Here is a 13,543-nt window from a genome sequence, read left to right as displayed (position 1 = left end):
CCTACCCCGCCGGCGCGAGGCCTTCCAGCGACCGGAGCGCCGACGCCGCGGCGTGCATGCCCACCATGCCGTGCACGCCCGGCGCGCCGGCGGCGGAGGAACACAGGAAGACCCGGTCGGTGAGCCGGTAGGGGTCCACGAGCTTCGGGCGGCGGATCAGCTGCGCGGGAACCGCGGCGCCGGCGGCGATGTCGCCGCCGACGAGGTTCGCGTTCCCGGCCTGCAGCTCCGCGGGCCCGACCGACCGCACCTCGACGATGCGCTCGCGCACGCCCGGCGCGTGCCGCTCGACCTCGGCGACGATCGACTCGGTGAGATCGCCGGGGAAGCCGTTGGGGCAGTGCGCGTACATGGACACCGGCGCAAGCGAACCGGCGCAGCGCGACGCATCGGCGAGGTACTGCTGCGAGAGGATGATCACCGGCCGCTCGGGCATGCGCCCCCGGTTGACCATCAGCTCCTTGCGGGCGATCTCCCGCGCGGTGCCGCCCAGGTGGACGAAGGCGGACCGTCGGAGTTCCTCGTGCACCCACGGGATTCCGCCGTCCAGGACCAGATCCACCTTGTACGCCGCAGGACCGAACCGCCACTGCCGCACGCGGCGCCGCAGCCACCCGGGCGCGCGCTCGCCGAGCAGCTCGCATGCGGCGGGCAGCCCCGTGTCGAACAGGACGAGGTCGGCGTCCGGCAGCGCCGTGACCCGCTCCCCCGTCCGGATGCTCCCGCCGTGCGCGGTCACGATCGCGGCGAGCGCGTCCGAGATCCGTTGCGAGCCACCGATCGGCACGGGCCAGGGCCGTACCCCGGAGAGCAGGTACCCGATCGACGACGTCATCGGCAGGTGTTGCGGGGTGATCGAATGCGCTGCGACCCCGGCGAAGACGGCGCCGCCGACCCGGCCGAGCGCGGCCGCCGTCGCGAAGGCGGGCAGCAGGAACCGCGGACCCCAGCGCACGGCCGCCGCCGGATACCGCGGCATGTCGGTCAGCGGCCCGAAGAAGGCCGGCATCATGTCGGGCCCGCAGTCCGGAACGTCGGCGAGCGTCCCCACGGCGTCGTCGGGATCGGACGAGAGCGGGTGCGCCACGTCGATCTCGGCCGTGCCCCACTCGATGTCCACGCCCACCTCGCGCAGCGCCGGCGAGGCGTAGGCGAGGGGATGCCCCGTCGAGAACCGGTCCATGACGGTGCCGCGCAGGGTGTCCGACCGGCAGGAGCCACCGATGCTCGCCGAGGCCTCGAGCACCGTCACCTCCAGGCCGGCGCGGGCCAGGGACGCGGCAGCGGTGAGCCCGTTGGGGCCGGATCCGACGACGACGGCGGAGGTCATGCCCCCACGGTAGCCCCGCGGGCCACTAGGCTGCGGGCATGCGCACCGTCCGACGCCTGCAGCCCTTCACGTCGACGATCTTCGCGGAGATCTCGTCCCTCGCCGCGGCGACGGGCGCCGTCAACCTGGGCCAGGGCTTCCCCGACACCGACGGACCCGCCGGGATGCTGGAGGCCGCGAAGCGCGCGATCGACGCCGGGATGAACCAATACCCGCCCGGCGACGGCCTGCCGGAGCTGCGGCGTGCGGTCTCCGCGCAGGTCGAGCGCGACTACGGCCTGCACTACGACCCGGACGGCGAGGTGCTGGTCACCGTCGGCGCCTCCGAGGGGATCGCGGCGGCGGTACTGGGCCTGGTCGAGCCCGGTCAGGAGGTCATCCTCATCGAGCCCTTCTACGACTCCTACGCCGCGACCGTCGCGCTCGCCGGCGCGCAGCGCGTCGTCGTGCCGCTCGTCGAGGCCGACGGGCGCTACCGCCTCGACCCCGCGATGCTCCGAGAAGCGGTCACCGACAGGACCGCGGCGATCATCGTGAACTCGCCGCACAATCCCACCGGCACGGTGCTCTCCGACGCGGACCTGCAATCGATCGCGGACCTCTGCGTCGAGCGGGATCTGCTGTGCTTCACCGACGAGGTCTACGAATACCTGCTCTTCGACGGCCGGGTACACCGTCCACTCGCCGCTTTCGAGGGCATGCGGGAGCGCACGGTCCGGATCTCGGGCGCCGCCAAGGCTTTCAACGTCACGGGCTGGAAGGTCGGCTGGATCACCGCGCCGCGCGAGCTCGCCGACGCCTGCCGCGCCGCGAAGCAGTGGCTCACGTTCACGGGCGCGGCACCGCTGCAGCACGCGGTCGCGCACGCCCTCGAGCACGAGGCCTCCTGGCTGGAGAAGCTCGCGCCCGACCTGCAGGCCAAACGCGACCTGTTGACCACGGCGCTGCGCGAGACCGGCTTCACCGTGCACCCGTCCGAGGGCACCTATTTCGTCGTGGCCGACGCCCGCGGGCTCGGCTTCGACGACGCGGGCGCCCTGTGCCGCGAGATGCCGGGGCGGATCGGCGTGGCCGCGGTCCCGGTCGGCGCCCTCGCCGACGATCAGGCGCGGTGGGGCCACCTCCTGCGCTTCGCCTTCGCCAAGCGCGACGAGGTGCTCACCGAGGGCGCACAGCGGCTCGGCCGGCTGCGCGCCGGTATCAGCTGAACGCCGGGATCACCTCGCGCTCGAACAGCTCGAGCCCCGAGGTGTCGTAGGCGATCTCGGGGAAGTAGCAGATCGCGTAGGTCATGCCCTCCTCTTCGAGCCGCTTGAGATTCGCGATGATGTCGCCCGGGGTGCCCACGCCCGGCATGCCCAGGAAGCTGCCCATGGTGGCGTCGACGGCCTCCTCCGGCGCGTGCTCCAGGAGCCGGTTGCGGGTCTCGTCGAGCCGGGTCTGCACGTCGCGGGCGGCCTCGCCGATCGCGATGTTGTAGTTCGCCGAGCGGGTGATGGCGTCGAAGTCGCGGCCCACGTCGGCGCAGTGCTTGCGCAGCACCTCGGACTTGTGGGCGAATCCCTCGAAGGTGCCGTCGAAGTTGGTGTAGTCGGCGTACTGCGCGGCGATGCGCAGCGTCTTCTTCTCCCCACCGCCCGCGACCCACAGCGGGATCCCGCCCTCCTGCAGCGGCCGGGGCTCGCAGATCGCACCGTCGACCTGGTAGTACTTCCCGTCGAGCGTGGCTGACCCCTCGGTCCAGGCCTGTTTGAGGATCTGCACGCCCTCGTCGAGGCGGCCGAGCCGCTCCCCCGCGGACGGGAAGCCGTAGCCGTAGGCCCGCCATTCGTGCTCGTACCAGCCGCCGCCGATGCCCATCTGCGTCCGGCCGCCGGAGATCAGGTCGACGGTGGCGGCCACCTTCGCCAGGTAAGCGGGGTTGCGGTAGCCCATGGCGGTGCACATCTGACCGAGCTTCACGCGGTTCGTCGTCGCGGCGAGGGCGGACATCAGCGTCCACGCCTCGTGCGTGGCCTCGCGGCTCGGGACCGGGGTGGTGTGGAAGTGGTCGTACACCCACACCGAGTCCCAGGGGCCGGCGTCGGCCCGCTGCGCGAGGCCGTTCATGACGGACCAGTGGTCCGCGGGATCGATGCCGACGAGGTCGAAGCGCCAGCCTTGCGGGAGGAAGAGTCCGAATCGCACGTCTCAACCCTACGGAGGCCGCCCCGAACTTGTCAGTCGGACCTCGTATCGTCGCCGACGATGCAGGAATCGCTGTTCGACGGTGCCGTCCCCCTCGCCCCGCACCGCCGGGAACTGGCCGACGGGGCGTGGCTGGACGTGCGCGCGGGGTGGCAGCCCGGGGCGGACGAGTTGTTCGCGGCGCTGAGCCGGGACGTGCCCTGGGTCGAGGAGCGCCGCCGGATGTACGAGCGGACGCTGCCCGTGCCCCGGCTGCTGCGCTACTACGACACGGGCGCGGCCCTGCCGCATCCCGAGCTCGCCCGCACCCGGGACCGGCTCACGGAGCTGTACTGGGACGATCTGCGCGAGCCCTTCACCTCGGTCGGGCTGTGCCTGTACCGCGACGGCGCGGATTCGGTGGCCTGGCACGGCGACACCATCGGCCGCGGGTCGACGCACGACACGATCGTCGCCATCGTCTCCCTGGGCGCCACCCGCCCGTTCCTGATGCGCCCGCGCGGCGGCGGTGCGAGCACGCGGCTGTCGATCGGCCACGGCGACCTCCTGGCCATGGGCGGCTCGGCGCAGCGCACCTGGGAGCACGCGGTGCCCAAGGTGCCGCACGCCGGTCCACGGATCAGCGTGCAGTTCCGAGTGGCCGGCGTCCGTTAGCCCCACTGGTCATGACCTGGTGTGACAGGATGACCTCATGATCGCGGACGGCCCGATTCCGAAACACGAGCAGCTGCGGGCGCTCCTCGAGCAGCGCTGCGCCGACGACCTCGTGCCCGGTGCGGCCCTCCCGAGCGAGCGCCAGCTGTGCGAGGAGTACGGCGTCTCCCGGATCACCGTGCGCGAGGCGCTGCGCCAGCTCGTCGCGGAGGGCACCCTCGTCCGGATCCGCGGTAAGGGCACGTTCGTGGCGGATCGCCCCGCCCGGTCGCGGCTGCACCTCGCGTCCTTCCACGAGGACATGCGCCGACTCGGCCGCAATCCGTCGACCGTGGTCCTGCAGACCGAGCTGCGGGTGCCGCCACCGTCGACCACGTCCGCGCTGCAGATCCGCGCGGCGGACAGGGCCTACCACGTGAAGCGGCTGCGTCTCGCCGACGGCGTGCCGATCTCCATCGACGACGCCTGGTACCCGCAGTCCGTCGCACCGGCGATGGACTCGCACGACCTGACCCGGTCGATCTACCAGTTGCTGCGCACCGAGTACGGGCAGGCGATCGATCGGGCCGAGCAGTCCATCGGCGCCATCTCCGCCGACGGCGAGATCGCACGCCTGCTCGGGGTTCCCTCCGGGGCACCGATCCTCGCCTTCGACCGGGTGGCCTTCGCGGGCGCGACCCGCGTGGAGCACAGCTACTCCTGGTACCGCTCGGACCGCTACCAGGTGCAGATGACGGTCACGGAGGCCGCGGAGGTGCATTGACCGCACACCGTGACCGCCCGCGCCGTCAGATCGCCTCGTACTGCGGCTCTCCCCGGAACCGGGACGCGCGCCCGCCGATGCCCAGCGCCGACCAGACGCGGCGGGAGACCGGGTTCATCAGGCCGATGCGCTCGGCCAGCGCGCGCACGTCGCCGAAGACTTCCGCCCGCATGCGGCGGGTGGCCGGGTCGCGCCAGAAGATCTCCCGGCGCACCTCGTCGGGCACGTCGAAGGTCTCCCAGAACTGCTTGGGCGGCACCATGATCACGTTGTTGAGCGCCCACATGACCAGCGGCGTGACGATCGAGAGGATTCCGCGCTGCACGCGGCTCATCTTGGGCACCTGGTACTCGAGGAGCTGGTGCGCGAAGGAGATGTGGCGCGCCTCCTCCGCCACGTGGATCGCGATGATCGCGGTCATGGCGGGATGCTGGGTGTCCGCGGCGCGCAGCTGGTGCTTCTGCATGTGATCGATCGGCTCCTCGCCGCCGAGCACGCCGACGAAGAATCCCGGCGGCGCCCAGACCGCGGCGCGGGTCAGGCGTGGCATCACCGCGCGGAACCACCGCGGCGCACCCGGAACCTTCTGCCCCGTCCGGTTGACGAACTCCTGGAACATGAGGGTGTGGTTGCACTCCTCGCGCGCCTCGTGGGTGGCGTAGCGGAACTCCGGGGATCCGTTGCGCTGCACGAACGAGTACTGCATCAGCGCGGCGATGAGCACCTGCTCGAACTGCAGGCCCGCCTTCACGAGGTTCGCCTGCCGCCAGATGCCCATGGCGATCCGCTTCTCCAGCGGCTGCGCCTGGTACCAGGGGCTCCGACCGATGTAGTCGAGCTCGGGGTGCAGCACCCACCGCGGGTCCGTCGGGTCGATCGCGAGCTCCGGGGAGTCCCAGGCGATGTCCAGGTACGGGTCGAAGTTGCGCGCGACCGAGGCGCTCGACAGGTCGGTCAGGGTGCGGTGGAAGTCGGCGCGCGCGCCACTGATGCGCGTGTCGTCGACGCCGGTGTGAGCGATGTCAACCATGATCACCTCGTGAGATAGACACTCTGTTAAGAACTGTCTACCACAGAACTGTCCAGGCCGATCACTCCGCCAGCAGCGCCGACACCCGGATCAGCGCCTTCATCTGGGCCGGGTTGTACAACTCGATGAACGCGGCGCCGAGGGCCTCCTGCGCGATGCGACCCCCGCGGATCGCGGTGGTGTCGCGGTCGGCCATCCACGGGAACCGCGCGTGCTGTTCCCGGACCATCGCGGCGAGTCTGCTTGCGAGAAACTCGATCTCCGCCTCGTCGGCGTCGGCGGGCAGAGCGTCGAACAGTTCGTCGACGTCGGAGGTCTCCGCCATGAGCACGCCGATGTCGTTGAGCGCGGCATCGTCGAAGACCCCGCCGAAGACCGTCGCGAGCGCGCGGTCGCGGTCGGAGAGGGAGTCGGCGACGGCGTGGAAGGCGGCGGGGGTGTCGAGCGGCGCGTTGTGCACGAGCGCGGTCGCGAGCTCCGCCCGGATGCGCTGCAGTCGCGCGATCCGCTCGGCGAGTTCGCCGTCGAGGCGGCGGACCGCGGTGGGCAGGTCCTCCTCCGGCGCGTCGGTGCGCATCGCCGCGAGCGGCACGCCGAGCTCTTTCATCCTCGTGATCCGCAGCACCCGCACCAAGTGAGGGACGCCGTACTGTTTGTAGCCGTTGGACTTCCGCTCCGGCTCGTCGAGCAGGCCGAGCGCGTGGTAGTGCCGGATCGCTTTGACCGTGGTCCCGGCCGTCTCCGCCAGCTCACGCGTGCTCCAGCCCATGCGGCGAGCCTACGTCTTGACCCTGCCCTTGGGACACCCTTTACCGTCGCAGCATGACCTCCACCCCGACGGGCGACGCACGCCCCGCCGTCGCCGCGCCGACCCCGGTCATCGGGCGCCGCAGCATCGCCCCCGATCTCGCCCGCGGAGCGATGCTCGCGCTGATCGCGGTCGCGAACGTCCCCTACTTCCTGTGGGGACGCCCGACGGGCGTCGGCGCCCACAGCGCCGACGGTTCCGTCGCCGATCGCGCGGTCCAGACGCTCGCGCTGACCGGGATCGACAGCCGGGTCTACCCGATGTTCGCCTTCCTCTTCGGCTACGGCATCGTCCAGCTGTACAACCGCCAGGTCACCGCGGGTACCGCACCGGCGGACGCGCGGCGCCTGCTGCGCCGCCGGCACTGGTGGATGCTGGTCTTCGGCTTCGCCCACGCCGCGCTGCTCTGGTACGGCGACATCCTCGGGGCGTACGCGATCACCGGGCTCGTCCTCGTCTGGCTGTTCCTCCGGCGATCGGACCGAACGCTCGCCATCTGGGCCGGGATCCTCGTTCTCGGGTCCGCCGCGTTCTCGGCGCTCACCCTCGTCGGCGCACAGGCGGTCGCCCGGGAGGGCACCCCGACCCCGACCCCGCACCTCACGGACGCGAACGCGATCCCCGGGTACTGGGACGCGATGACCGAGCGCATCACCACGTGGGCGAGCACCATGCTGCCGACGGTGTTCCTCGGGACGATCGTCCCCGTCGCGGTCCTCCTCGGCATGCTCGCGGCCCGGCACCGCGTCCTGGACGCGCCGTCGGCGCACGTCGCTCTGCTACGACGGTGCGCCGTCGTCGGGATCACGGTCGGCTGGGGCACCGGACTGCTGCTCGCGCTGCAGAACCTGGACGTCATGGCACTCGGCCCGACCGCGGACTGGGGCTTCCTGGCGCTGCACACGCTGGGCGGCCTGTTCGGCGGGCTCGGGTACGTGGCCGTGTTCGGTCTGCTCGCGGTCCGGCTCGAGCGCACCGGCGCCGGCCCGCTGTCCGGTGCGGTACAGGCTCTCGGCAAGCGCTCGATGAGCGGCTACCTCGCGCAGTCGGTGGTCTTCTCGCCGCTGCTCGCGGCGTGGGGCCTCGGCCTCGGCCAGTACCTGAGCAGCTGGTCGGCGGCGCTGCTGGCGATCGCCGTCTGGGCCGTGTCGGTCGTCCTCGCGGTGCGGCTCGAACGCGCGGGACGCCGTGGGCCCGCCGAAGTCCTGCTCCGCCGCCTCGCCTACCCGCGCTGAAGCTGGTCACGCATCACGCGCGAGGCCGTTCTCCTCCAGCATCGTCCGCCGGGAGCTGAACCCGCGCCGTCGCGCGCAAGCCGGTCCGCGCGCTAGTCCGCGAAGCCGGACGACGGCGAGAAGCAGGTGCCGTAGAAGTCGCGACCGAAGGGCGTGATCTCGATCCGGCGCCGGATGGTCTTGGCGTACCGGCCGGCGCTGCTGATGGCGTCGATGAGCTGGGGCTGCACTTGGAGCAGCTCGTAGCGCCGCACGTCGACCTGCTCCTTGGAGAACCAGATCAGGCCGAGCCGGTGCAGGTTGCCCAGGTACGAGGCGATCCGGTCCGGATTCCGGCACCCGGCGACCTCGGGGATCATCGACAGTCCCGCGGCCACCGTCTCCGCGCCCACGCCGAAGGGCCGGTTCGTGCGCACGTCGATGGCGGGCTGCGCGCCGTCGTTGAAGAGCAGCCGCAGGATGCGGGCCTCGTCGGGGCACAGCTGCGCGAGGATGTGCTCGTAGGCCGGGTGCGGTGTCTGGGCGCCGGCGGGCTCCGCGGACTGCGCGAGCAGGCGGTCGCCCATCTTGCGCAGCTCGTCGGGCGTGGCGACGGGCTCGGGCTCGCGCTCGTCCTCGTCGTCCACGACCTCGCCGTGCACGACGATGCGCGGCGCCACCTCGGTGGTGAGTGCGACGTCCACGAGGTGGCCGGCCTCGCTCACGAACTGCTGGGTGAGACGCTGCGCGGATCCGCCGATCTCCCGGGTCACGCTGAAGGCGGAGTTCGACACCCGACCGAGCCGGCCGAGGAGCCCGCCGGACTCCTGCTTCTCCGACGCGGCGACCTCTCCCCCGTCGCGGACCGCGAGGTCGCGGTTCTCGTCGGCGCCCTGGTCACTCGCACCCGCTGAGGAACGGGACTTCTCGCTCACGTCTGTCACACCCCGAAAATCGCTAGATGGAGGAACCCGGCGAACGAGCCGAGAACCGCGCCGTGCAGGAACAACAGCCACTCATCCTGCTTGATCGCCGACCGGAGCAGCTCACTGAGGTCCTCCGGGCTGAGCTTGCTCATCCGCTCGATCACGAACTCGCGGACCTTGGTCTGCTGCTCGGCGACGAACTGCGGCTCGCTGACCGTCGCCTGCGCGACCTTGAGCGCCTCCGCGCCGACCAGCTGCGGCACCCGGTCGTAGGCCTCGGAGCCCACCGACAGCTTGACGAAGCCGCGCGCCCATCCGGCCGCGTTGTCGATCGAATCGCGCAGCACGGACTCGACGGTCGCCCGGGTGCGGTCGGACCGCGGCCCGTGCAGCAACTCGTCGCAGATGTTCTCGATGGTGATCACCTTGTCGGCCATCACCATCGCGTACTGCTCGCCGATCTCCTTCTTCCGCTTGAGGAACAGGCCCTGCTTCCACGGCACCCACCAGGTGGGATGGATGGGCTCGAAGATCATGAGGATGCCGATGTAGTTCACCACGTAGCCGATCACGATCCCGCCCAGCGGCAGCAGCCACCAGTACGGGAAGAAGTGCAGCAGCGCGACGAGCAGGAAGCCCATGGGGAAGCCGAAGTAGAAGCCGAAGTTCTGCATGAACTTCAGTTCCTTGCGGCCCATGTTGTAGAAGATGTCCTTGAGCACCGACGGGTTGTTCGTCAGGTACCGGATCACGAGCAGCTTGGCATCGATGTAGTCGTCGATGTTCTCGCCGATGGTCGACGTGATCTTCCGGACGTCCTTCGGCAGCGACGCCGAGACGCGGCGGTAGACGAGGAGCTTGACATCCTCGGGCAGCGAGTACCACAGGCGCGGATTCTCGCGCTGCATCACGCTCTCGACGATGGACGGGATCATCGGCAACGACGCCCTGGTGAGCACCTCGGAGACGTGCTCCGGATCCATCACCTCGTAGAACTCGGCGATGCTGCCCACCTTGTTGAGACTCTTGTCGACGGCGATGCTCGCCATCTTCTCCGCGCGCGAGGGCACGATGCCCTGCCAGCCGACGCGACCGTCCGGCTGGATCGCCGGGATCACCTGGACGCGACGCGGAAGCAGCGGATACAGGGTGGCCATTCCGGGGACCTTGACGCCGTAGAAGCGCTTGGGCTCGAACAGCATGAGGATGCCGGTCCAGTTGGTGATGTAGCCGATGATGCCGGTGAACAGCGGAACGGTGATGAGGTGCTGGATCAGGTTCGCATCCATCGTGCGGCCCCCTCACCGAGGCGTCCCGTCGAGCTCACCACAGGTCGTCCACCTTTCCCCGTCTCACAACATTCGCGCTCACGGTACTCAAGATAGTGAGAGGATTACGCCTCCATTCGATCACTGTGACCAGATGAACACGCCGCCGCTGCGCCGCGTTCAGACAGTAAAGATCAGATCTCCCGACTCCACATCGCGTTCTTCAAGATTCGTCACGGACCCGGGTTTGGAATCCATAATCACGACGGGGCAGATCGCACTGAGCCCACGCTCGCGAATCCCCGACGGGGAGAACGCGATCAATGAATCACCGGCCGACACAGTCGCCTTCTCGGTGGCCAAAACGGTAAAGCCTTCGCCATTCAGATTCACTGTATCGATTCCGATATGCACCAGCACGCCGACGCCATTGCTCGCCAGGATGATCACGGCATGCGGATGCAACTTGAGCACCGTCCCGGCCACCGGGGCGACCACGACGGCGTCGGCACCGTCGGCGGGGACCGAGGGCTCGATCGCGACGCCCGACCCCACCATCTCTCCGGCGAAAACCTGATCGGGCACGGCCGAGAGCGGGAGGAGCCGCCCGGCGACGGGCGCCAGCACATCGGTCACAGGAGGTCCTGCACTTCCTCGGCGAGCGCGTCGGCCGTCGGGCCCACGACCACCTGGACCGCCGAACCCGCGACCATCACGCCGTGCGAGAGCTTCTTCAGCGCCGCCTGGTCGACGAGCGCGGTGTCCTTGACCTCGCAGCGCAGACGGGTGATGCACCCCTCCACCTCGTCGATGTTGTCGGCCCCGCCGAGCCCGTTCACGATGTCCTGCGCCTTCGACATGTCTGCCGCCTTTCGGAGAGGTTCGGGGAAACCGGCTCACACCGGGCCGAACTGGTTATAACCTGTCGTCACCCTAGTGGACTCGTCCCTCGACAGGAGCGAAAAATGAGTTCCTCATCCGGATCCGGTATATCAGCACGACGGCTCGATCTGAGCGGTCTCCAGAAACTCGGCCGCAGCCTGATGCTGCCCATCGCGGTGCTGCCCGCGGCGGGCCTCCTGCTGCGGCTCGGCCAGGACGATCTCCTCGGCCGGTGGTCGTCGATGAAGACCGTCGCCGCGGTGATCGGCGGCGCCGGCAACGCCCTGATCGGCAACCTCCCGATCCTGTTCGCCGTCGGCATCGCGATCGGCTGGGCCAAGAAGGCCGACGGATCCACGGCGCTCGCCGCCCTGGTCGGCTACCTCTCCTTCCAGGCCGTCGAGAAGGCCATGTCCCCCGTGGTGCTCGCCGGCAAGGTCGACAAGGCCGGCGATCCCGCGGTCGTCGACTACGGCGTGCTCGGCGGCATCGTCATCGGCATCATGTCGGCGATGCTGTGGCAGCGGTACTACAAGACGAAGCTGCCCGACTACATCGGCTTCTTCTCCGGCCGCCGCCTGGTCCCGATCCTCACCGCGTCCGGCGCGATCGTGGTGGGCGTGCTCATGTCCTTCGCCTACCCGCTCTTCAACTGGGCGCTCACCGGGCTGGGCAACTGGGTCGCCGAGCACTCGGTCGTCGGCGGCGGCGTCTTCGGCACCGTCAACCGCCTGCTGCTGCCGCTGGGACTGCACCACATCATCAATTCGGTGGTCTGGTTCATCCTCGGCGACTTCACGGCGCCGAACGGCGACATCGTGCACGGCGACATCGCGCGCTTCCTGCAGGGCGATCCCACGGCCGGCACCTTCATGACGGGATTCTTCCCGATCATGATGTTCGGCCTGCCCGCCGCGGCGCTCGCGATCTACCGCTGCGCGAAGCCCGAGAACCGCACGGTCGTCGGCGGGATCATGCTGTCGGTCGCGTTGACGAGCTTTCTCACCGGCATCACGGAACCGCTCGAGTTCTCGTTCATCTTCGTCGCCTGGCCGCTGCTGCTGATCCACGCACTGCTCACCGGCAGCTCGCTCCTGATAGCGAACTGGCTGGACATCCATCACGGCTTCACGTTCTCGGCCGGCGCGATCGACTACGTGCTCAACTTCGGCAAGGCGACGAATCCGCTGTGGCTCATCCCGATGGGCCTCGTCTACGCCGTGATCTACTACTTCTCGTTCACGTTCATCATCAAACGACGCAACCTCAAGACCCCCGGTCGCGAGGACGAGGATCTGGAAGCGGAGGCCACCGCTTGACCGACATGCTCCGCGGCACCGTCGTCACGCCCGCCGGGGCGATCGACGACGGTGTCGTCGTGCTCGCCGACGGCCTCATCGCCGAGGTCGGCCCGGCGTCCGCGTTCCCGTCCACGACGTTGCCGGCACCGTCGGACCGCGTGTACCTGCCCGGCATGATCGACGTGCACTGCCACGGAGGCGGCGGGTACGGCTTCCCCGACTCCGACGCCGACGGGGCCCGCGCGGCCGCCGCGCACCACCTCGGCCGCGGCACCACGACCCTGCTCGCCTCGCTGGTCTCGGCGGCCGCGGAGAAGCTGCTGGAACGGATAGCCACCCTGTCGCCGCTGGTCGACGACGGCACCGTCGCCGGCCTGCACCTCGAGGGCCCGTTCCTCGCCCAGGAGGTGTGCGGCGCGCAGGACCCGCGGTACATTGTCGACGGCGACCCCGCGCTCCTGGCGACGCTCCTCGACGCCGCGGGCGGGCGGATCCGGTCGATGACCGTCGCCGCGGAGACCCCGCACTTCGCCGAGCTGGCCCGGCAGCTCTCCGACGCCGGCGCCGTCGTCTCCGTGGGGCACACCGCGGGCGACTACGACACCGTCGTCGCGGGCCTCACCGCGCCGACGGGTCCGGTGAGCATCACGCACCTGTTCAACGGCATGCACCCGATGCACCACCGGCACCCGGGCGCCGTGGGCGCAGCACTCACGGTCGCGGGCGAGGGCCGCGCCGTCGCCGAGATCATCGGCGACGGCGTGCACCTCGCCGCGGGCACCGTCGCGATGGTCTTCGCCACCGTCGGGCCCGACCACATCGCCCTGGTCTCCGACGCCATGCAGGCCGCCGGCATGCCCGACGGCGACTACTCGCTGGGGCCGCTGGACGTCACCGTCGGGGATGGCGTCGCCCGCCTGACCACGCCCGACGGGACGCCGGGCGCCATCGCGGGCGGCACCTCGTCGGTGCTCGACGTGGTGGTGCGCGCCGTCCGGCACTCGGGCGTGCCGCTCGCCGACGCCGCGCGCGCCGGCGCCACCACGCCCGCCCGCCTCCTGGGCCTGCGGGACCGCGGGGAACTCTCCGCGGGGCTGCGCGCCGACGTGCTGGAACTCTCCACCGACCTGGAGCTGCTCCGCGTGATCCGGGGCGGCGCCGAGGCCCGCTGAGACGCAGC

General features: G+C 70.4%; 14 protein-coding genes. 6 read left to right on the top strand and 8 right to left on the bottom strand.

What is annotated here, in order from left to right; genetic code table 11:
* Position 1: 1 nt before the first annotated feature.
* Entirely contained in the window at positions 2-1,330 is a 1,329-nt protein-coding gene (locus tag FK530_RS05495; RefSeq protein WP_146485966.1) for a phytoene desaturase family protein, read from the bottom strand.
* Positions 1,331-1,368: 38 nt separating this feature from the next.
* Between FK530_RS05495 and FK530_RS05490 the strand changes: the two genes are divergently transcribed.
* Positions 1,369-2,538, top strand: a complete 1,170-nt coding sequence (locus FK530_RS05490; protein ID WP_146485965.1) for a pyridoxal phosphate-dependent aminotransferase — start codon at positions 1,369-1,371, stop codon at positions 2,536-2,538.
* Here the strand turns inward: FK530_RS05490 and FK530_RS05485 are convergent.
* Positions 2,531-3,517 (bottom strand): LLM class F420-dependent oxidoreductase, encoded by a 987-nt coding sequence (locus FK530_RS05485; protein ID WP_146485963.1) that lies wholly within the window; start codon positions 3,515-3,517, stop codon positions 2,531-2,533. The genes FK530_RS05490 and FK530_RS05485 overlap by 8 nt on opposite strands.
* A gap of 60 nt (positions 3,518-3,577) precedes the next feature.
* Here FK530_RS05485 and FK530_RS05480 point away from each other — a divergent pair, with 60 nt between their 5' ends.
* Positions 3,578-4,171, top strand: a complete 594-nt coding sequence (locus FK530_RS05480) for an alpha-ketoglutarate-dependent dioxygenase AlkB (protein WP_146485961.1) — start codon at positions 3,578-3,580, stop codon at positions 4,169-4,171.
* A 37-nt stretch (positions 4,172-4,208) separates the two neighbouring features.
* Positions 4,209-4,934, top strand: coding sequence for a GntR family transcriptional regulator (locus tag FK530_RS05475; protein WP_146485959.1), 726 nt, complete (start codon positions 4,209-4,211; stop codon positions 4,932-4,934).
* 25 nt (positions 4,935-4,959) lie between these two features.
* Here FK530_RS05475 and FK530_RS05470 read toward each other — a convergent pair whose 3' ends face one another.
* Both FK530_RS05470 and FK530_RS05465 read right to left on the bottom strand, forming a co-directional pair.
* Entirely contained in the window at positions 4,960-5,964 is a 1,005-nt protein-coding gene (locus FK530_RS05470; RefSeq protein WP_146485958.1) for an AurF N-oxygenase family protein, read from the bottom strand.
* Between the two features lie 61 nt (positions 5,965-6,025).
* Positions 6,026-6,733, bottom strand: coding sequence for a MerR family transcriptional regulator (locus tag FK530_RS05465; RefSeq protein WP_146485956.1), 708 nt, complete (start codon positions 6,731-6,733; stop codon positions 6,026-6,028).
* A gap of 53 nt (positions 6,734-6,786) precedes the next feature.
* Between FK530_RS05465 and FK530_RS05460 the strand changes: the two genes are divergently transcribed.
* Complete coding sequence (locus tag FK530_RS05460) at positions 6,787-8,007, top strand: DUF418 domain-containing protein (RefSeq protein WP_146485954.1); 1,221 nt, start codon at positions 6,787-6,789, stop codon at positions 8,005-8,007.
* Positions 8,008-8,099: 92 nt separating this feature from the next.
* On the opposite strand, the gene FK530_RS26580 is transcribed toward FK530_RS05460, so the two are convergent.
* From FK530_RS26580 to FK530_RS05440, 4 genes are all read right to left on the bottom strand, one after another.
* Positions 8,100-8,930, bottom strand: a complete 831-nt coding sequence (locus tag FK530_RS26580) for an Abi-alpha family protein (RefSeq protein ID WP_231706506.1) — start codon at positions 8,928-8,930, stop codon at positions 8,100-8,102.
* The gene (locus FK530_RS05450) at positions 8,927-10,201 is read right to left on the bottom strand and encodes a DUF445 domain-containing protein (RefSeq protein ID WP_146485952.1); all 1,275 of its coding nucleotides are present in this window, start codon (positions 10,199-10,201) and stop codon (positions 8,927-8,929) included. Before FK530_RS05450 ends, FK530_RS26580 begins: the two co-directional genes overlap by 4 nt.
* A 159-nt stretch (positions 10,202-10,360) precedes the next feature.
* Positions 10,361-10,816: a PTS sugar transporter subunit IIA gene (locus tag FK530_RS05445; protein WP_146485951.1), complete on the bottom strand. Its 456-nt coding sequence runs from the start codon at positions 10,814-10,816 to the stop codon at positions 10,361-10,363.
* Positions 10,813-11,040: a PTS sugar transporter subunit IIB gene (locus tag FK530_RS05440; protein WP_146485949.1), complete on the bottom strand. Its 228-nt coding sequence runs from the start codon at positions 11,038-11,040 to the stop codon at positions 10,813-10,815. The genes FK530_RS05445 and FK530_RS05440 overlap by 4 nt, the downstream gene beginning before the upstream one ends.
* A 105-nt stretch (positions 11,041-11,145) precedes the next feature.
* On the opposite strand from FK530_RS05440, the gene FK530_RS05435 reads away from it, so the two are divergent.
* Both FK530_RS05435 and nagA read left to right on the top strand, forming a co-directional pair.
* A complete protein-coding gene (locus tag FK530_RS05435; RefSeq protein ID WP_146485947.1) occupies positions 11,146-12,381 on the top strand; it encodes a PTS transporter subunit EIIC in 1,236 nt (411 codons plus the stop codon).
* Positions 12,382-12,386: 5 nt separating this feature from the next.
* Positions 12,387-13,535 carry an N-acetylglucosamine-6-phosphate deacetylase gene (nagA, locus tag FK530_RS05430; RefSeq protein WP_146486306.1) on the top strand — a complete coding sequence of 383 codons (1,149 nt, stop codon included), beginning with the start codon at positions 12,387-12,389 and terminating at the stop codon, positions 13,533-13,535.
* Positions 13,536-13,543 lie beyond the last annotated feature (8 nt).

Origin of the sequence: Tsukamurella conjunctivitidis, from assembly GCF_007858475.1 — a bacterium.
Classification (GTDB): domain Bacteria; phylum Actinomycetota; class Actinomycetes; order Mycobacteriales; family Mycobacteriaceae; genus Tsukamurella; species Tsukamurella conjunctivitidis.
Note: the sequence above shows the minus strand (reverse complement) of the source record. Positions and strands in the feature narration are given on the sequence as shown.